The 19,680-nt window shown below is 59.2% G+C and carries 12 protein-coding genes and 1 tRNA gene; 11 read left to right on the top strand and 2 right to left on the bottom strand.

Annotated elements, in window-relative coordinates:
- Window positions 1-7: 7 nt before the first annotated feature.
- A complete protein-coding gene (locus tag AB4Y97_RS04825; protein ID WP_441997879.1) occupies window positions 8-628 on the bottom strand; it encodes a TIGR02466 family protein in 621 nt (206 codons plus the stop codon).
- Between the two features lie 233 nt (window positions 629-861).
- Here AB4Y97_RS04825 and AB4Y97_RS04820 point away from each other — a divergent pair, with 233 nt between their 5' ends.
- Window positions 862-2,085 carry an adenylate/guanylate cyclase domain-containing protein gene (locus AB4Y97_RS04820; protein WP_441997878.1) on the top strand — a complete coding sequence of 408 codons (1,224 nt, stop codon included), beginning with the start codon at window positions 862-864 and terminating at the stop codon, window positions 2,083-2,085.
- Between the two features lie 163 nt (window positions 2,086-2,248).
- Window positions 2,249-2,324, top strand: a tRNA-Ile gene (locus AB4Y97_RS04815).
- 349 nt (window positions 2,325-2,673) lie between these two features.
- Here the strand turns inward: AB4Y97_RS04815 and AB4Y97_RS04810 are convergent.
- Window positions 2,674-3,396, bottom strand: a complete 723-nt coding sequence (locus tag AB4Y97_RS04810; RefSeq protein ID WP_441997877.1) for a GntR family transcriptional regulator — start codon at window positions 3,394-3,396, stop codon at window positions 2,674-2,676.
- Window positions 3,397-3,552: 156 nt separating this feature from the next.
- Between AB4Y97_RS04810 and AB4Y97_RS04805 the strand changes: the two genes are divergently transcribed.
- From AB4Y97_RS04805 to AB4Y97_RS04765, 9 genes are all read left to right on the top strand, one after another.
- Window positions 3,553-4,560 carry an ABC transporter substrate-binding protein gene (locus AB4Y97_RS04805; RefSeq protein WP_441998004.1) on the top strand — a complete coding sequence of 336 codons (1,008 nt, stop codon included), beginning with the start codon at window positions 3,553-3,555 and terminating at the stop codon, window positions 4,558-4,560.
- A 63-nt stretch (window positions 4,561-4,623) separates the two neighbouring features.
- Window positions 4,624-5,391 (top strand): ABC transporter ATP-binding protein, encoded by a 768-nt coding sequence (locus AB4Y97_RS04800; protein WP_441997876.1) that lies wholly within the window; start codon window positions 4,624-4,626, stop codon window positions 5,389-5,391.
- A gap of 5 nt (window positions 5,392-5,396) precedes the next feature.
- On the top strand, window positions 5,397-6,260 hold the full coding sequence (locus tag AB4Y97_RS04795) for an ABC transporter permease (RefSeq protein WP_441997875.1): 864 nt from the start codon (window positions 5,397-5,399) through the stop codon (window positions 6,258-6,260).
- 51 nt (window positions 6,261-6,311) lie between these two features.
- Window positions 6,312-8,048, top strand: a complete 1,737-nt coding sequence (araD, locus tag AB4Y97_RS04790) for an L-arabinonate dehydratase (protein ID WP_441997874.1) — start codon at window positions 6,312-6,314, stop codon at window positions 8,046-8,048.
- 15 nt (window positions 8,049-8,063) lie between these two features.
- Window positions 8,064-8,783, top strand: a complete 720-nt coding sequence (locus AB4Y97_RS04785) for a ribonuclease activity regulator RraA (RefSeq protein WP_441997873.1) — start codon at window positions 8,064-8,066, stop codon at window positions 8,781-8,783.
- Window positions 8,784-8,821: 38 nt separating this feature from the next.
- The gene (locus AB4Y97_RS04780) at window positions 8,822-9,823 is read left to right on the top strand and encodes a hydroxyacid dehydrogenase (protein WP_441997872.1); all 1,002 of its coding nucleotides are present in this window, start codon (window positions 8,822-8,824) and stop codon (window positions 9,821-9,823) included.
- Between the two features lie 489 nt (window positions 9,824-10,312).
- A complete protein-coding gene (locus tag AB4Y97_RS04775) occupies window positions 10,313-10,567 on the top strand; it encodes a hypothetical protein (RefSeq protein WP_441997871.1) in 255 nt (84 codons plus the stop codon).
- A gap of 589 nt (window positions 10,568-11,156) precedes the next feature.
- A complete protein-coding gene (locus tag AB4Y97_RS04770) occupies window positions 11,157-16,943 on the top strand; it encodes a HAMP domain-containing protein (protein WP_441997870.1) in 5,787 nt (1,928 codons plus the stop codon).
- Entirely contained in the window at window positions 16,940-19,000 is a 2,061-nt protein-coding gene (locus AB4Y97_RS04765; RefSeq protein ID WP_441997869.1) for a response regulator, read from the top strand. The genes AB4Y97_RS04770 and AB4Y97_RS04765 overlap by 4 nt, the downstream gene beginning before the upstream one ends.
- The last annotated feature ends 680 nt before the right edge of the window (window positions 19,001-19,680 follow it).

The raw sequence follows: 19,680 nt of genomic DNA, 5'->3' as shown, positions 1-19,680 counted from the left end.
TGCCGGATCAGCGCCAGGCGTAGTTGAAACTGATGCTGATGCGCTCGCTCTCGGCCTCGTTCAGGGGCACTTCGTGGCGCAGCCAGCTCTCCCAGAGCAGGATGGTGCCGGGTTTCGGTGTCATGTAGGCGAATTGACGGTTTTCGGGCTTGGCCTTGGCCTTGCGCGGCGGGGCCGCCATCATGAAGCCGAGGCGCGGATCCTCGAGCTTGAGCGCGCTCGCTCCATCCGGAATCGTGACGTAATAGGTGCCGCTCACCACCGAATGGGGGTGGATATGCGAGGTATGCACGCCGCCCTGAGGCAGGATGTTGATCCACAGGCTGTCGAGCTCGAGCTTGCGGCCCTTGAGGTCGAATTCGAGTTCCTTTGCGAAGGCCGCCACATGGGTGTTGAGGGCCTTGAGCAGCTCCCCGAAAACCGGAATCCGCCAGGGCAGATCGTCCAGCGAGGCGTAGGAGGTGTAGCCCGGATAACCGTTCTTCTCGCACCAGCGCTGGCCGGCCTCGTCATCCTCGGCGATGGACCAGCAGGCGGTTTCGAGTTCGGAATTGAGACGTTCGGCCTTCGCACCGGTGAGTTCCGCGCGGTAGACCTTGGTGACGAAAAGCGTATCGATGGTGGACATGGTTCGGCTCTTGAGCATTTTCAGGAAAAGTGGGGAACCGGTTTTCCGTCCGACAATGCGGCATGCCCCATCAGTTCGAGAGCGGGTTTCGATTCCATCGAAACGAGATCCGCTCTAGCCCTCACGGCCGACCCTGTCAAAACGAAAGCTACCCGGCAAGCGCGCGCGACCTATCTTAGACTCAGCGCGTTTCCATGCTTGCAGGATTGGGTTCAGGAACCCACCTTGGCCGTATGATGCTCTCTCTGCCGCCCCTCGACCTCATGGAAGATCCCTTGGCTTTGGCCCGCAGCCTGGATCCGGAGACCCTGTCGCGCGTCATCGCCCTTCGGGACTGGCTCGTGACCGAAGCCGCGCGGATGGACGACCCGAGCGAGATCCTCAACGGCTTCATCGAGCAGTTGCGCGGCTTGGGCATTCCCATCGACCGCGCGGCTTCGGCCATCGAGGCGCTGCATTCGGAATATGCGGGCATCGGTCGTTTCTGGACCCGGGAGGAGGGCACAATCGTACGCTACCTTCCTCATGGCGAGCGCCGCGAGACGGTTTATGCGTCGAGTCCCTTCGCCTACGTGAACCGCATCGGCGAATGGCTGCTGCTCGATTTCGCCGAAACGCCGGACGCTCTCTTTCCGATTATTCCGGAGCTGAAGGAAGCCGGATACCGGCACTATCTCACGATCCCGCTGAGGTTCAGCAACGGGGCCGAAAACGCCATCTCCTTTGCCACCCGATCCCCCGAGGGGTTCAGCGAGCAGGCCTTGAAGGCGCTCCGCCTCGTCATGCCGTCCTTTGCCCTGGTGCTCGAACTGCGTGCAACGAGCAACCGGCTGGACGAGGTGCTGCGCATCTATGTGGGCGACGATCCCCACCGCGCCATCCTCTCCGGCGCAATCCTGCGCGGGCAGGTGACGCGGATCCGCTCGGCGATCCTGTTCGCTGACATGCGGGACTATACGCATATCTCGTCGACCTTGAGCCCCGAACATGCGGTCGAGCTTTTGAACAATTATTTCGACTGCCTTGTTCCGCCCATCGAGGACGAAGGCGGTGAGGTGCTGAAATACCTGGGCGATGGGCTTCTCGCCATCGTCCGCGACCGGGGCGACGACACGGGCGGCGCGCCCCAAGCGGCGCTCTCGGCAGCCACCAAGGCCCTTCGGCGGGTCCAGGCTGCCAACAGCGAGGGACGCTTTCCCGTTCCCATCAATATCGGTATCGCGCTCCACCATGGGGATGCCGCCTACGGCAATGTCGGCTCGGGCCGGCGCCTCGATTTCACGGTGATCGGCCGCGACGTGAATCTCGCAAGCCGCATCGCCGAACTGAACAAGCGCCTCGGCGAGCCGCTGCTCATGTCCAAGCCTTTCGTCGAACACCTCTGGGGCGATCCCGCGCCGCTCGGAGCGCATGAGGTGGAAGGCTTCGACGAGAAGATCGAGGTCTTCAAGCCCTAAAACATCGGATGAGAGCATCGCGTAGCCGCAAAATCGAGTCCACTTTTGCGCACGCTGCTCCGACGGGCTGAAGAACCTTGAGGCGGGATCCAAAGCCCGATCTGCTTTACACCGTTGCGAAGCGACCCCTTTTCCCGCTAAAAGCCCCAGACCCTTCCTCAAAGGGCCTGTAGCTCAATGGTTAGAGCCGGCCGCTCATAACGGTCTGGTTGCAGGTTCGAGTCCTGCCGGGCCCACCACTGATTTCATTAGACAATTCGCTCTCCTAAGCTCTGCTATTCCGACTTGCGACAATCATTGCCGCACTCCCTTCCTCCTAATCCGATCTGCCGCATTCCGCATAAAGTCAGGGTGGTGATGTCCATAAACGTCGCGGATCATCTGCTCTTTCATGCTGAGATGACCTGCCGCTTCCCACGTATCGACGCCTTGTTGCATCAGCCATGTCACCGCCGTGCGGCGTAGGTCCTGACCTGATCTGACCCATTCTGGATGTTCGCAGATAGGGAGCGGAATCATTATCAGGCGTGAGAACCAGAAGAACCAGAGTTGTTGAGTGAAACTCTCGTTGAGCGGGATTCTTGACCTCTATCCCCTGACATAGCCAGGAAATCGCGCGCTGATCTCGTCTACGTGCGCAAGGGTCCCTGAAAGGTGATCGCGAAGATGCTGCTGCGCCTCATCGGGTCTGCCGTCGGCGATGGCCTGCACGATCAGCTTATGATGCTGCACGATGCCCTGGATCTTGCCGGGAGTCGGCAGGTATAGCCTGCGTAAGCGGTCGATATGTCCGCTCCGGCTGCGCACCAGTATCCAGAGATCCTGCATCTGGGCCGCTTCATAGAGATGCCTGTGAAAGGCTTGGTCCGTTGCCTCGAAAGCCTCCAGGTCCTGCGCCTCCATCAGGGATTGCTGTTGGGCCAGGATGCCGTTCAGGCGCGCAACCAAACGCGGGTCGGGGGCAAGGGCCAAACCTCGCACGATTTCGAGTTCCAGGGAACGGCGCAGGAAATGCGCTTGGCGGGCGAGCGTCAGGTCGATCGGACTGACGACGGTCGCGTGTTGGGGGAAGACCTCGACAAGACCTTCTTCTTCCAGGCGCATGAGGGCATCGCGAATCGGTGTGGAGCTGACGCCGAACTGCGTGGCGAGGGTGGCGCGCGACAGGGTCGTGCCGGGAGGCAGGGCCAGAGATAGAATCGCCTCCCTCAACCGCTCAAAAACCTGAGGGGCCGCCTGACGGCCACGCTCCAGACGCTCCATCGCCTGGGCGGAAAATGGCTGCTTAAGTGCTGACTTGGACGACATCATTCCGAGAAATCCGAACTCTCATTTGGTTCTTTATAGCATACTTGTATGAAATGCACTAATGCATTAGCGTCCCATTCATCGGTAGAAAAGGCCGAAATTGACCACAGGAACCCCCGGTAAGAGGGGCCACATAGAGGAAACGCCATGAAAATGCAGATGAGGCGCCTTGGCGCCGGTATAGCGGCTGCGTTCGGGTTATTCGCCCTCGCGAACACAGCCTCGGCTCAACAGAAAAGCGAGATTTCGATTACCCGCCAGCCCGGCATTCTCTATCTGCCCACCCATATCATCGAGAAGCAGCATCTCATCGAGAAGCATGCCACTCGTCTAGGTTTGCAGAATGTCACGACCAAGTGGATCACCTTCAGCGGCGGCGGTGCGCAGACGGATGCGCTTTTGTCCGGCGGCGTCGACATGGTGAACACCGGTGTCGGCAATCTCCTGCTGCTCTGGGAGCGGACGAAGGGTGGCGTAAAGGGTATCGTGGCTACATCGGCCCAGCCGCTGGCGCTCGTCACCCATGATCCTAAGATCAAATCGCTGAACGACTTTGGTCCAGGCGACAAGATCGCGGTGCCGACCGTCAAGGTATCCACGCAAGCCATCCTGCTCCAGATGGCAAGTCGGAAGCTCTTCGGTGAGGATCAATGGTCCAAGCTCGATGCAAACACGGTCCAGCTCGGCCATCCGGACGCGGTCGTCGCCATGACCAACTCCGAACACGAGGTCAAGAGCCACTTCGCGGCGCCCCCTTTCCAATATATCGAGCTCAAGAAGGTGCCGGGCGCCCGCGTTATCTTGCAATCTCCGGACATCATTGGCGGACCGCTGACTCAAGGCCAATTCTTCGCGACGACGAAGTTCGCCGAAGCCAACCCCAAGATCATCGAGGCGGTGCGCGCCGCCTCAAAGGAGGCGCAGGACTTCATCCGTTCCGATACGAAGACTGCGGTCGACATCTACAAGGAGATTACCGGCGACAAGACCAGTGCCGAGGATCTCCTCGAGTGGCTGAAGCAGCCCGGCATGATGGAATGGAACCTTGAGCCCCAGGGCACGATGAAGTTCGCCGAGCATCTCTATAAGGTCGGTACCCTCAAGACGATGCCCAAGGCCTGGACGGATTACTACCTGCCGATAGCGCACGATCTCAAAGGTAGCTGATGAGCAGCGCGCCCTGCTGGAGGGCAGGGCGCGCCATCCCACTCTCCTTTTCAGGTTTTGCTCATGACCGCTCTTCTCGACGTCTGTGGCGTGACGCTGCGCTATAAAACTCCCAGCATTCTCGTGACAGCGACCGACCGGGTCAGCTTTCAAGTCAATCAATCGGACCGTTTCGTTCTGCTCGGACCGTCCGGCTGCGGCAAGTCCACATTGCTCAAAGCCGTCGGCGGCTATTTGAACCCGAGCCAAGGCAGTATCCGTATCAAAGGTCGCGACGTCACCAAGCCCGGCGCGGACCGCATGATGGTCTTTCAGGAATTCGACCAGCTTCTGCCATGGAAAACGGTGCTGGAGAACGTGATGTTCCCCTTGCTCATCGCCCGCAAGCTGCCGCGCAAGGAGGCTGAGGACAAGGCGCGAGCCTATATCGAGAAGGTCAATCTCACCCGCGCCGTGAACGCTTATCCGCATACGCTCTCCGGCGGCATGAAGCAGCGTGTGGCCATTGCTCGCGGCATGGCGATGGAGCCGGACATCCTGCTCATGGATGAACCATTCGCCTCGCTCGATGCTCTCACCCGCCGTACCTGCCAGGATGAACTCCTGCAACTTTGGGAAGATACGAAGTTCACGGTTCTGTTCGTCACGCACTCGATTGCCGAGGCCATCAAGATCGGCAACCGCATTCTTCTCCTTTCTCCCCATCCCGGTCGCGTCAAGGCCGAGGTGAACGATGTGGATCGCGTCTCACCGACCGATGGCAGCGCGGGCCAGCTCGAGAAACACATCCACGAGCTTCTGTTCGCGGAAGAAGGCGCGCACCAGGGATAACGCTCATGAGCAATGCACAGATCGTAATGCGCACCGATACGGGGCCGGCGCAGGCGCATGCGAGCGAGGTCGAGCGCAAGCTCAGCACCCTGGAGCTGGCCTGGGGCAACGGTTTCGTCCGGAAGACGGTGGTCATCGTCTTCCTCGGGATCATCTGGGAGATCTATGGCCGTTACCTTGATAATCCGCTGCTTTTCCCAACGCTCCTCGACACGCTGTCCACCCTTTCGGACCGGATCGCCGACGGCACGATCCCGCTGCGGGCCTGGACCTCGATCAAGGTTCTCCTCATGGGCTACGCCTCCGGCGTGTCGATTGCCGCGGTTCTGACGATCCTCGCCATCAACACCCGCATCGGCACGGATTTCCTCGAGACGATGACGGCGATGTTCAACCCGCTGCCGGCGATCGCGCTGCTGCCTCTGGCCCTGATCTGGTTCGGTCTCGGCAATGGCAGCCTCGTTTTCGTCCTCGTCCATTCGGTTCTCTGGGCAGTGGCTCTCAATACGCATACGGGTTTCCTCGGAGTGTCGCAGACGCTGCGTATGGTCGGGCGGAATTACGGTCTGAAAGGTCTTTCCTATGTCTTCAAGATCCTCGTTCCGGCAGCCTTCCCATCGATCCTGACCGGGTTGAAAGTCGGCTGGGCCTTCGCTTGGCGCACCTTAATCGCCGCGGAACTCGTTTTCGGCGTTTCGTCGGGGCAGGGGGGGCTGGGCTGGTTCATCTTCGAGAACCGCAATCTGCTCGATATTCCCTCCGTATTCGCAGGCCTTCTGACAGTTATCATCATCGGCCTGATCGTCGAGAACCTGATCTTCAGGACCATCGAGCGTAAGACCATTCGGAAATGGGGGCTTCAGAGCTGAGCATGCGCTCCGCTCCCGACCTTCCCGATCATTTCAACAGGTACTCGTCCTATGACACGCAAGAAAACACCCGATGCGCTCAGGAGCGCGCGCTGGTTCGCGCCTGACGATCTGCGGGGATTTGGTCATCGTTCCCGCATGATGCAGATGGGCTATGCCCCGGAGGATTGGGCTGGTCGTCCCATCATCGCCATCCTCAACACCTGGTCCGACATCAATCCGTGCCACGCCCATTTCAAGCAGCGCGTCGACGACGTGAAACGAGGCGTCCTTCAGACCGGCGGCTTTCCCATAGAACTTCCGGGAATCTCGCTTGCGGAACAATACGTCAAGCCGACGACCATGCTCTACCGCAATCTGCTTGCGATGGACGTGGAAGAACTGCTTCGCTCTCACCCGGTGGATGCCGTCGTCCTGATGGGCGGATGCGACAAGACCACGCCCGCGCTGCTTCTTGGTGCCACGAGCGCGGACTTGCCAGCCATCTATCTGCCCGCCGGACCGATGCTGCGCGGCAACTGGAAGGGCAAGATCCTGGGGTCGGGCTCCGATGCCTGGAAGTATTGGGACGAACGTCGCGCCGGCACGATCACGGATGCGGACTGGCTGAACATGGAAGCGGGCATTGCCCGCAGTTATGGCACCTGCATGACCATGGGCACCGCGAGCACGATGACGGCTATCGCGGAAGCGATCGGCATGACCTTGCCCGGAGCCTCCTCGATTCCGGCGGCGGATTCCAACCATATCCGCATGAGCACCGCGTGCGGCCGGCGCATCGTCGAGATGGTGTGGGAGGACCTGGTGCCCAGCAAGGTCCAGACACGGGAAGCCTTCCTGAATGGTATTGCCGTCGCCATGGCCATGGGGTGTTCGACGAACGCCATCATCCACCTGATCGCGCAGGCTCGGCGCGCCGGGCAGAACATCGGTCTCGAGGAGTTCGAAGCGGCGAGCCGCAGTGTTCCGGTCATCGCCAATGTCCGCCCGAGCGGCGACAAATACCTGATGGAGGACTTCTTCTATGCCGGTGGGCTGCCTGCGCTGATGACCCGTATCCGCGAGCACCTGCATCTCGAAGCTATGACGGTGACAGGCCAAACCCTAGGCGAAAACATCGCGAGGGCGGAAGTCTACAATGACGACGTCATCCGTACCGTCGACAACCCGATTTACGCCGAAGGAGCACTTGCTGTCCTGAAAGGCAATCTGGCTCCTGACGGCTGCGTGATCAAGCCGAGCGCCTGCGATCCGCGCTTCCTCAAGCACACGGGTCCTGCTCTCGTGTTTGACGATTACCCATCCATGAAGGCGGGCATCGAGGATGAGAACCTCGATGTGACAGCAGATCACGTCCTCATCCTGCGCAATGCCGGCCCACAGGGAGGGCCGGGTATGCCGGAATGGGGCATGCTGCCGATCCCCAGGAAGCTGGTGAAGCAGGGTGTGCGCGACATGGTTCGCATCTCCGATGCGCGTATGAGCGGGACGAGCTATGGAGCCTGCATCCTGCATGTCTCGCCGGAATCCTATGTCGGCGGTCCGTTGGCTCTCGTGAAGACGGGCGACATGATCTCGATCGACGTGGCTAAGCGCACCATCGACCTCGACGTTCCGGACGAGGAACTTGAGCGCCGCCGTGCCGCCTGGGTGCGGCCTGAGCCTCGATTCGAACGCGGCTACGGCTGGATGTTCACGCGCCACATTCGCCAAGCCCATGAGGGCTGCGACTTCGACTTTCTGGAAACAAGTTTCGGCGCGCCTGCGGGCGAGCCAGCCATCTTCTGAAATCTGGAGCCAATCATGACCACACTGAATCCGGAAACCCGCGGGAAGTTGAAAACGGTCAGCACCGCGACGCTCTGCACGGCACTTTTCAAGCGCGGGCTGCGCAACCAGTTCATCCAGGACGTTCGCCCGCTCAACCCGAACCTCGGCAACATGGTGGGTGAGGCTTTCACCCTCCGCTACATTCCCGCCCGCGAGGATTTGAACCCAATCGGCGTGTTCCAGGACCGGACTCACCCGCAGCGCAAGGCCGTGGAGGAGTGCCCTCCCGGCGCCGTCATGGTGATCGATAGCCGCAAGGATGCCCGCGCCGCCTCGGCCGGCGGCATCCTGGTGTCGCGCCTGATGAAGCGTGGCGTCGCCGGCGTCGTCACCGATGGCGGCTTCCGGGATTCACCGGAGATCGCGCAGCTCGATATTCCCGCTTACCACAACCGGCCCTCGGCGCCGACCAACCTCACGCATCATCAGGCGCTCGACATCAACGTCCCGATCGGCTGCGGCGACGTGCCGGTATGGCCGGGCGATGTGGTCGTCGGCGATGGAGAGGGCGTGGTGGTGATCCCGGCCCATCTTGCAGACGAGATCGCAAGCGAGGCCGTCGAGATGACCGCGTTCGAGGACTTCGTTCAGGAGGAGGTGCTCAAGGGCCGCTCGATTATCGGCCTTTATCCGCCGACCGATCCGCAGACCCTTCCTGATTTTGCGGCTTGGCGCACCCGGAACAACCGCTGACGGAAACCCCGAATCCAGTTCTCCAGGAGCAGACAGACATGGCCTCTTCAGCGGTCAAGGTTTTCTACAACAGCCTCGGCACGCCCGAGATTTACGGGCTCATGCAGCGCCTCAAGCCATCCTGTCTGGAATTGGTGCTTCTGGAGAAGGACGATGACGATGAGCGGCTTGCCAAAGTCCGTGATTGCGAGGCCATCATCACGGCGGCAACGCCGCTCACGCGCAGGACCATCGAAGCCGCTTCACGGTTGCGCTTCGTCCAGCATCAGGGTGTCGGCTACCACGATACGGTCGATGTTCCGGCCCTCGCCGAGCGCCGGATACGGCTTGCCGTCAGCACGGCTGGAACCATCGGGGTTGCCGAGCATGCCGTCATGCTGGCTCTTGCGGCGGCGAGACGCCTGACATTCGCTGATCCGGAGCTTCGACGCGGGCGCTGGCATGCCAACAAACTGCGGCCGGTCTCCGTCGAGCTTGCCGGGAAGACGGTCGGGTATGTGGGCATGGGCCGGATCGGTCAGGCCGCGGCCGAGCGCTTCAGGGGATTCCAGACCAAGGGACTTTACTCCGATCCCTATGTCCGGTTGCCGCCGGAGCGTGAAGCCGCGTTGGGCCTTGAACCGGCGTCCCTCGACCGGATCCTGGAGGAGGCCGACTTTGTGACGCTCCACCTTCCCTTGACCGCAGGAACACGACATCTGATCGGTCGGGATGAGCTTGTCCGCATGAAGCCCGGTTCTATCCTGATCAATACCGCGCGAGGCGGCATCGTGGATGAGGCCGCTCTCGTCGAGGCCCTTAAGGCGGGCAGGCCCGGTGCCGCAGGCATCGACGTATTCGAGATCGAGCCTCTTCCGGCGGACCACCCACTGACGGCGTTACCCAACACCGTGCTCACGCCGCACATCGCTGCGGGAACATGGGACTCTTTCATAGGCAAAATGGACTCTGTCCTGACCAATGTCGCAGCCTTTTTCGAGGGGCAGTCGCTACAGAATGAGATTTTACTCTCTCCAATGGAGATGGCCTCCTCGAACTAGCTACGCTGTGGCTGGTCGATAACCCGATGCTCGGTCTATTCAACTCATAACAGCACATCCGCTCATTCCGGACGTACTAACGGGGCCGGCATATCGAGCCTGAGCGGAAGCTCACCGAGAGCGGGGGGCCCGAAACCGAAGGGGCGAACACTCGACGTTGCAAGGTTCCGATCCTGAGGTTAACCTTCAACCAGATACCAGATATGCAGCTCCGCTCTGCAGGTCCCCATGACTGCCAGAAGCACCATTGCGGCTTTCTTGGTTGGAATAGGAGTCCTTGGCTGGTCGCCTCCGACGAGGGGGGATCCTTTTGATCTGTTCACGGGCTTGTTCTCGGGGTCCGGAATCGTGGTCGAGGGGCCGAATGCAAACACGCACCGGGTGAACTGCCGCTTCAGGGCATCACAGCAAGGCGCCGCCGGTCTTGCTCTGCGCGGAACCTGTTGGGCCTATTTGATCATATCGAGGTCGATCAGTGCCGACCTTGCCTTGGATCCTCGATCAGGCCAGGTCACCGGCACCTATACGGGGGCCCGCGTTGGTCCGGCAAGCCTTTCGGGCAAGCGACAGGGAACCGCCATCAATCTCATGATAAATTGGCCGAAGCCGGTCTTCGGCAATATGACGTCGGAAATGAGGATCGCCATCCCCAGTTCTGACCACCTGCGGATCCTTGTCCTGAGCCGCATCGGTGTCAACGGCCCCGTCCGCCCGACAACGGATCTCGTCCTGGTTCGCGAGTGACACGCCGCCGGGATCGCGATCGCAATTCGTCCGTGTCGAATGCTTGGTCCGCGCTTGTGCTTCTCCATCTGCATTGTCTCTTCGTCATCCCAAGGGGTGGCGCTGCAGTTTGGCCGGCATCAAAGCTGCAAGTGCGCGAAGCAGTGATTGTGAATCTTGCCCAAGAAAGAACGTTGGCATGAGCCAGCACAACAGCAGGCTCACTGTGGGTGCGAAAAGCGCAATTTCGAGAAGAAGCATAATCGGCGATGTTTGTTGTTCCCGAAGCCAACCAGCCGAGACCCTGGTGCCAAATCTCAGGTGCATCACCTCGCTCCGACTCTTAAAGAGAAATCCTAGATCGAACATTTACAATGACATCACCTACACTTTGGGGTGCTGTTACAGCCTTCGATCTCGAAAATAATTGATATATTATATCAATTCATAAATCGGGGCCGTCTTTATCCGGCGGTAAGTGCGCCATACATAGTTGTCTTGGAGAAACAACTCTGGACATATAAATGCTGCAAAAAAAATAATAGTTTCCAATTAACATCGCAGACAAAAGTCCTATTTCCTCCTGAACGCGCGTTTATACGAGGGGCCCGTGCCACAGACCGATACCGTTGCATCACAGCTCGACCGCAAGGTCCTTCTCAAAGCTTTGCGCTCCTTTAGAAAAGGCGACTTTTCCGCACGCCTGCCGCTCGATCTTACAGGGATCGATGGGGAGATTGCAGAGGCATTCAATGATGTCGTCGAACTGAATCAGGGGCTCACCCGTGAACTCGCCCGAATGTCAAAGGTCGTCGGCAAGGAGGGGCAGATCGGCGAACGCGGGAAGCTGCCAGAGGCTCGAGGTTGCTGGAGCGATTGCATCGAATCCGTGAACTCGATGATTGGCGATCTGGTCCAGCCGACGACGGAGGTTGCCCGTGTGATCGGAGCCGTGGCCAAGGGCGACCTAAGCCAGCCAATGCACCTTGAAATTCAAGGGCGGCCGCTTCGGGGTGAGTTCCTGCGGATTGGCAAGGTGGTCAACACCATGGTCGGCCAGCTCAACTCCTTCGCCTCCGAAGTCACCCGCGTCGCGCGCGAGGTTGGCACGGAGGGACGGCTCGGCGGTCAGGCCCAGGTGCAGGGCGTTGCCGGTACGTGGAAGGATTTGACCGACAATGTGAATATGATGGCGGCCAACCTGACCGGTCAGGTGCGCAACATCGCCGACGTCACCACGGCCGTCGCCAATGGCAACCTGTCGAAGAAGATCACAGTCGACGTCAAAGGCGAAATGCTGGAACTGAAGAACACCATCAACACCATGGTGGACCAGCTCAACTCCTTCGCCTCCGAAGTCACCCGCGTTGCCAAGGAGGTTGGATCCGAGGGCAAGCTCGGTGGTCAGGCCCAGGTAAAGGGCGTGGCGGGGGTCTGGAAGGACCTGACCGACAATGTGAACATGATGGCGGCCAACCTGACCGGTCAGGTGCGTGGTATCGCAGACGTGGTGACGGCTGTTGCTGTCGGTAATCTGACCCATAAGCTGACCGTCGAAGCCAAGGGCGAGATCGCCTCTCTTGCCGATACGATCAACAGCATGATCGATACGCTGGCGACCTTTGCGGATCAGGTCACGAACGTCGCTCGAGAAGTCGGCATCGAGGGCAAACTCGGTGGACAGGCTCTCGTGCCCGGAGCAGCCGGCCTGTGGCGTGATCTCACCGACAATGTGAACATGATGGCGGCCAACCTGACCGGTCAGGTGCGCAACATTGCCGACGTCACCACGGCCGTCGCCACCGGCGATTTGTCGAAGAAGATCACGGTCGACGTCAAGGGTGAGATGTTGGAACTGAAGAACACCATCAACACCATGGTGGACCAGCTCAACTCCTTCGCCTCCGAAGTCACCCGCGTTGCCAAGGAGGTGGGGACCGAGGGCAAGCTTGGCGGCCAGGCCCAGGTGAAGGGCGTCGGCGGAACGTGGAAGGACCTGACCGACAATGTGAACTCCATGGCTGCGAACCTGACCGGTCAGGTACGTAATATTGCGGAAGTCACCACAGCTGTCGCGACGGGGGACCTGTCCAAGAAAATTACCGTCGATGTCAAAGGCGAAATGCTGGAGCTGAAATCGACCATCAACACCATGGTGGATCAGCTCAACTCCTTCGCTTCCGAAGTCACCCGCGTTGCCCGCGAAGTGGGCACGGAGGGCAAACTCGGCGGACAGGCCCGTGTCGAAGGTGTTGGCGGCGTTTGGAAGGGTCTTACCGACAACGTGAACATGATGGCGGCCAACCTGACCGGTCAGGTGCGCAACATCGCCGAGGTTACCACGGCCGTCGCCACCGGCGACCTGTCAAAGAAGATCACCGTCGACGTTCGGGGTGAACTGCTTGAGCTGAAGAACACCATCAACACCATGGTGGACCAGCTCAACTCCTTTGCCTCCGAAGTGACGCGCGTCGCGCGCGAGGTGGGATCCGAGGGCAAGCTTGGCGGCCAGGCCCAGGTGAAGGGCGTCGGCGGAACGTGGAAGGATTTGACCGACAACGTCAACCTCATGGCCGCGAACCTGACCGGCCAGGTGCGCGGCATTGCGGACGTCGTGACAGCCGTCGCGACGGGCGATTTGTCGAAGAAGATCACCGTTGTTGTCGAAGGCGAGATGCTGGAGCTGAAATCGACCATCAACACCATGGTGGATCAGCTCAACTCCTTCGCTTCCGAAGTCACCCGCGTCGCGCGCGAGGTGGGATCCGAGGGCAAGCTCGGCGGTCAGGCCCAGGTGAAGGGCGTGGCGGGCACCTGGAAGGATTTGACCGACAATGTGAATATGATGGCGGCCAACCTGACCGGTCAGGTGCGCAACATCGCCGACGTCACCACGGCCGTCGCCAATGGCAACCTGTCGAAGAAGATTACGGTCGACGTCAAAGGCGAAATGCTGGAACTGAAGAACACCATCAACACCATGGTGGACCAGCTCAACTCCTTCGCTTCCGAAGTCACCCGCGTCGCGCGCGAGGTGGGCACGGAGGGACGGCTCGGCGGTCAGGCCCAGGTGAAGGGCGTGGCGGGCACCTGGAAGGACCTGACCGACAATGTGAACATGATGGCGGCCAACCTGACCGGTCAGGTGCGCAACATCGCCGACGTCACCACGGCCGTCGCCAATGGCAACCTGTCGAAGAAGATTACGGTCGACGTCAAAGGCGAGATGTTGGAACTGAAGAACACCATCAACACCATGGTGGACCAGCTCAACTCCTTCGCCTCCGAAGTGACCCGCGTTGCCAAGGAGGTGGGGACGGAGGGGCAGCTCGGCGGTCAGGCACGAGTCGAAGGCGTGTCCGGCCTGTGGCGCGATCTGACCGACAACGTGAACCAGCTGGCCGCCAACCTCACGAACCAGGTTCGCGCGATCGCCGAGGTCGCAACCGCAGTGACGCGTGGCGATCTTACCCGCTCGATTACAGCTGAAGCCCTGGGCGAACTCGCCGCGCTTAAGGACAACATCAATGAGATGATCCGCAACCTGCGCGATACGACGCAGAAGAATGCGGAGCAGGATTGGCTCAAGACGAACTTGGCCAAGTTTACCCGCATGCTCCAGGGCGAACGCGATCTCAGCACGGTTTCCAATCTTATCCTATCCGAGATTGCTCCCCTGGTGAATGCGCAGCGTGGCGTCTTCTATACTGTCGAGGATGAAGGAGCTGAGTCTGTACTCGAGCTTGCAGCCTCTTATGCTCATACCGAACGTAAGCATTTGGCGAGCAAGTTCCGCCTTCGGGAGGGGCTCGTCGGGCAGGTCGCTTATGAGAAAAAACGGATTCTTCTGACGCAGGTGCCAGGCGACTACATTACCATCAGTTCTGCACTCGGCGAGGCTGCGCCGCTCAACATTATCGTCCTGCCCGTCCTGTTCGAGCAGGAGGTAAAGGCCGTCATCGAGCTTGCATCATTCAACCGGTTCAGTGAAGCGCATCAATCCTTCCTGGATCAGCTGACCGAGTCGATCGGTATCGTGCTCAACACGATTGCCGCGAATATGCGAACCGAAGGCCTACTCAAGCAGTCACAGCTTCTTACTACGGAGCTCCAGAGCCAGCAGGAGGAGCTGAAGACCACGAACGACCGCCTCGAACAGCAGGCGGCGACCCTGCGGCGCTCCGAGGAACTCCTGCGCCAACAGCAGGACGCGCTGCGGCAAACCAACGAAGAGCTCGAGGATAAGGCTCGGCTTCTGGAGATCCAGAAACGAGAGGTCGAAAGCAAGAACCGGGAAGTTTCGCATGCCAAGTCCGCCCTTGAGGACAAGGCCGAGCAGCTCTCGTTGACGTCGCGCTACAAGTCCCAATTCCTGGCCAATATGAGCCATGAACTGCGCACGCCGTTGAACAGTCTGCTCATTCTCTCGAAGCTTCTCACGGAAAACCCGGAAGGTAATCTATCCGAAAAACAGCGTGAGTTCGCCAAGACGATCCACGCCGCTGGCTCGGATCTCCTTGCTCTCATCAACGATATTCTCGATCTCTCCAAAATCGAGTCGGGAACAGTGAGCTTGGAAGTCACCAGCGTGAACTTCCATGAGCTGACAGACCATATGGAGCGGACCTTCCGGCAGGTGGCCGAGGAGAACAATATCGACTTCGATATCGTTATTGATCCCCAGCTGCCGGCAACGATCCGGACAGATTCGAAACGGTTGCAGCAGGTCCTACGGAATCTTCTCTCCAACGCCTTCAAGTTCACCGAGAAAGGTGGGGTAACCTTGAAGATTGGTTCTGCGGAAGGGTCGCCCCTTCGGGCGGGCAGCGATTGGATCGCGCTCTCGGTCCAGGATACCGGCATCGGTATTCCCGAGGACAAGCAGCGCATCATCTTCGAAGCCTTCCAGCAGGCGGATGGAACCACGAGCCGGCGATATGGCGGCACAGGGCTCGGCCTTGCCATCAGTCGTGAAATTGCACGACTGCTCGGGGGCGAGATCGTTCTGTCGAGCCAAGAGGGCGAAGGGTCTACGTTCACTCTTTTCTTGCCGCTTGAGGCTCCGTCCGGCGCGGAGTTCGATGCTCGATCCAGCAATCTCGAAGGGACGATCACACGTCCGGCGATGCCGAGCGTTCTCTCGGCCTCTTCAGATGATCGCCACACGATCTCGCCCGGCGATCATGTGGTGCTCATTATCGAGGATGACACCATGTTCGCCTCGGTTCTGCTCGAACTTGCCCGCGAGCAGGGCATCAAGGGGTTGATCGCAAATGACGGCGCGACGGCATTGGCCCTCGCTCACCGGTACAAACCCCATGCTATTACGCTCGATATCGGCCTGCCCGATATGGACGGCTGGGCTCTGCTGGATCTCCTCAAGCATGATCCGCGGACGCGCCATGTGCCGATCCATGTCATATCGGTCGACGATCAGAAGAAGCGCGGTCTCCGCGCAGGTGCATTCGGCTTCATGGAGAAGCCTGTGGATCGGGATGCGCTAATGAACGCGCTGTCTCGCACAAGAGATTTCATAGACCGTCCCGTAAAGAACCTGTTGCTGGTGGAGGATGACGCCAATCAGCGCATGAGCATGGTCGAGCTTTTGAAAGATAGCGCGGTTGAGGTGGCCGACTTGGGAACGGCCGAGGCTGCGCTCGAAGCGATACAAGCGAGCCGTTTTGATTGCGCTATCATCGATCTCGGCCTTCCGGACCTACCTGGAGCGGAACTTATCGAGCGGATCCGTGGCCTCCGTGGCGGCGAAGAGCTGCCGATCATCGTCTATACGGGGCTTGATCTCTCAAAAGCCGAAGAAATGCGCCTGGAAAACATCGCCTCGACAATCATCGTCAAGGGCAATGGTTCCCCGGAAAAGCTTCTCAGCGAAACCTCCTTGTTTCTTCACAAGACTATTACAGATAACGCCGGGCATCAGCAGGCTAAGGTTGAGCGCTCCAGCGAGGTTTCTTTGCAGGGCCGGAAAGTCTTGATCGTGGATGACGACGTTCGCAACATCTTTTCGTTGACGAGCGTCCTGGAGCAGCACGGCATGGATGTTGTCTTTGCCGAAAATGGACGTGAAGGCATCGAGATGCTGAAAAGTATATCCGGTGTCGAGATCATGCTGGTTGACATCATGATGCCCGAGATGGACGGCTTTGAGACGATGCGGGCCATCCGCGAGCGGCCGGAATACCGAGACCTTCCTTTGGTCGCTATCACGGCCAAAGCCATGAAAGGGGATCGCGAGAAGTGCCTCGAAGCTGGGGCTACGGATTATATCTCCAAGCCGGTCGATATCGACCAGCTTCTGGCCGTTCTGCGTGTCCAGCTCTCACGGAGTCACTACAGATTGCATGATCGTAGTGCAGCAGATGATAGGGCGCATCTATGAACCAATTCTCTGATGTAAAGGAGGCTGACATTCAGGCTGGTCGCCCGCCAGGTTACGCCAGCTCGCCAGTTTCGGCCAAGATACTTGTGGTTGATGATGACTCCCGCAACCTTCTTGCTGTCAAGGAGATGCTAGGGGCGCCGGGGGTAGAGGTCGTAACGGCGGAATCCGGCGAGGCAGCGCTTCGGCTCGTTCTGAAGGAGGACTTTGCCGTCATCCTGCTCGATGTGCAGATGCCCGGTATCGACGGCTATGAAGTTGCCGGGATGATCCGTGCGCGTCACCGCTCCTCGCGTGTGCCGATCCTGTTCCTAACCGCCTATAACAAGGACGATCTTCAGGTCTTCCGGGGCTACAGTGCGGGCGCGGTGGACTATGTGTTCAAGCCCATCGAACCGCTGATTTTGAAGTCGAAGGTCGATGTCTTTGTCGACCTCCATCGAAAGACGGAGGAGATCCGCCGGCAGGGCGAAGAGGAACGCCGTCTCCTGATGGAGAATCTGCAGGTTCGCAGTGAGAAACTGAAAACCGAGCAGATGCTACGCCGCCGTGAGGAGCATCAGTCGATTATCCTGGGTTCACTGCCGATGGCGCTGTTCACGGCGTCGCTTCAGGAAGGTCATCGCCGCCTGCATTTCACGAATGAGAATATTGAAGCCATCACAGGATTCAAGCCTCAGGAGTTTCTTGCGCGGACGGACTTCTGGTCTTCCCGACTGCATCCTGAAGATCGTGACCGTGTCCTCTCTCAGTTGGCGGATCTTCCCGATCTAGGCTCTGTCTCGTTGGAGTATCGCTGGAAATGTGCTGATGGCACCGATCGATATTTTCTGGATCACACCACCGTCGTCCGTGACGAGGATGACAACCCGCGCGAAACTTTTGGCATGTGGTTCGACATAACGGACCGAAAGCAGCTCGAGCAGAATCTCCTTCATGCCAGCAAGCTCGAAGCCGTAGGTCGCCTGACTGGAGGAATCGCGCACGATTTCAACAATATGCTAAGCGTCGTGATCGGCAATCTCGATCTCCTGCAGAAGTCAATCAAGAGCAATGAGCGTGCACGCAAGCGGGTGAAAATGGCTCTGGACGGTGCTCAGCGTTGCGCCGATCTTACGCACCGCTTGCTTGTCTTTTCACGGCGCGAACCTCTCCAGGCGATGACGATCGATGTTGGTGCGGTGATGCCGAATCTATTGGATCTCATGCGGCGAACCCTCGGTGAAAGGATCCGCGTTCAGCTTAAAACCCCTGAAGCGGTCTGGCCCATCAGGGTCGATCAAGCACAGCTTGAGGCCGCGCTTCTCAACCTTGCTGTCAATGCCCGGGACGCGATGCCGAACGGCGGCGACCTCGACATAGAGATTGAAAACTGCAGCTTGGAAGTCGCTGGACAGCTTGGGGATCACGTGGTGATTTCTGTGACCGATAAGGGCACCGGCATGCCGGCCCATGTGCTCGAACGCGTTTTCGAGCCTTTTTTCACCACTAAGGAGACCGGTAAGGGAACAGGTCTCGGGCTGAGCATGGTCTACGGCTTTGTGAAGCAATCGGGTGGGCATATCGAAATCGACAGTGAACCGGGTGAGGGCACCTCAATTCGTCTCATCCTTCCGCGGGTTAATGAAGAGATAAACGCCCCCCAGCCGGATGATGAGACAGTCGATACACTGCCTTTCGGCGACGGACAGGCGGCTCTTGTCGTGGAGGATGATTCTGCTGTCCGGGCAGTCGCTGTTTCAACGTTAAGATCTCTCGGCTTTGAGGTCGCGGAAGCTGAAACCGCGGATAAGGCGGTCGAGATGCTGAAGGCCAGAGCTGATTTGCGGCTCGTGCTCAGTGATGTACGTATGCCGGGCCAACTCAGCGGCATTGAGCTTGCGGGTTTGATCAAGCGAGAATATCCGAACGTACAAGTATTGCTGACGACGGGATATGTGGAGGATTTATCCTCTATCGGTGAGTTGGATCTTCTCTACAAGCCATACAGGGCTGCGAATCTGGCGCAGAAGATACAATGTCTTTTGTCGCAGTTTGAGCTTACCGTAACCTCGTAGATGCGATCTGCGGTTCCGCTGTAATATTTCACTCTCAGGGATCTCCTGGTGCGCCGCTACGCGAATCCAGGGCCGCTTTCATAATAGACGAGCGGATTAAACGGTCTGACGAGACATCGATGTGCGGATTCGCCAGCCGGCTGGTCGAGGATATCACCTTTCTGAGAAGGATGGTTGTTGCCGCAGTTCTGTCAATCATAGCGGGACAGGCGATCTTGGCTTTGACTGTCGAAGTCGCGCAGGCGGCCTGTGTCTAAGAATGAACTGGGCGAGGGTGCCGGTACAATTCCGACTACTTCATGCAGCCTTGGGCAGGTTCTCGGGGCATTGTCCTAGGACCTTTAGCCTAATCCGATTAGCTGAATAGGAGAATGGCGGGGACTGATTAAATTGACACGGGGATACCTGAGCCGCATCTCCCCTCTGTTTCGCAGGTCTCGGTCGTCTCCGCTGCCACCTCCAATTCCCGAGGCAGCTCCACTTAGCGCTCTTCAGCGCGCCCCGTCTTTCCCAGACGGGGCTTTTCTTTGTTCAGATTGCACTGAAAGGAGATGGGCGCCCCGGCTGGGCGGTGTCGGGGCCGGAAATCTCAGCCGGGGCGTGAGCGGTACGAAACCGCGCTGCGACACTAGTCGCGAGACGCCGTGGATCAACTGCGCAAAGGAGCTATCCCGTTAGGG

Source organism: Microvirga sp. 2TAF3, from assembly GCF_052114965.1.
Classification (GTDB): Bacteria; Pseudomonadota; Alphaproteobacteria; order Rhizobiales; family Beijerinckiaceae; genus Microvirga.
Note: the sequence above shows the minus strand (reverse complement) of the source record. Positions and strands in the feature narration are given on the sequence as shown.

What these genes read in the sequence shown, in the direction of transcription:
- AB4Y97_RS04825 (WP_441997879.1), bottom strand. Translation starts at nt 628, where the DNA reads ATGTCCACCATCGATACGCTTTTCGTCACCAAGGTCTACCGCGCGGAA.
- AB4Y97_RS04820 (WP_441997878.1), top strand. Translation starts at nt 862, where the DNA reads ATGATGCTCTCTCTGCCGCCCCTCGACCTCATGGAAGATCCCTTGGCT.
- AB4Y97_RS04810 (WP_441997877.1), bottom strand. Translation starts at nt 3,396, where the DNA reads ATGATGTCGTCCAAGTCAGCACTTAAGCAGCCATTTTCCGCCCAGGCG.
- AB4Y97_RS04805 (WP_441998004.1), top strand. Translation starts at nt 3,553, where the DNA reads ATGAGGCGCCTTGGCGCCGGTATAGCGGCTGCGTTCGGGTTATTCGCC.
- AB4Y97_RS04800 (WP_441997876.1), top strand. Translation starts at nt 4,624, where the DNA reads ATGACCGCTCTTCTCGACGTCTGTGGCGTGACGCTGCGCTATAAAACT.
- AB4Y97_RS04795 (WP_441997875.1), top strand. Translation starts at nt 5,397, where the DNA reads ATGAGCAATGCACAGATCGTAATGCGCACCGATACGGGGCCGGCGCAG.
- araD (WP_441997874.1), top strand. Translation starts at nt 6,312, where the DNA reads ATGACACGCAAGAAAACACCCGATGCGCTCAGGAGCGCGCGCTGGTTC.
- AB4Y97_RS04785 (WP_441997873.1), top strand. Translation starts at nt 8,064, where the DNA reads ATGACCACACTGAATCCGGAAACCCGCGGGAAGTTGAAAACGGTCAGC.
- AB4Y97_RS04780 (WP_441997872.1), top strand. Translation starts at nt 8,822, where the DNA reads ATGGCCTCTTCAGCGGTCAAGGTTTTCTACAACAGCCTCGGCACGCCC.
- AB4Y97_RS04765 (WP_441997869.1), top strand. Translation starts at nt 16,940, where the DNA reads ATGAACCAATTCTCTGATGTAAAGGAGGCTGACATTCAGGCTGGTCGC.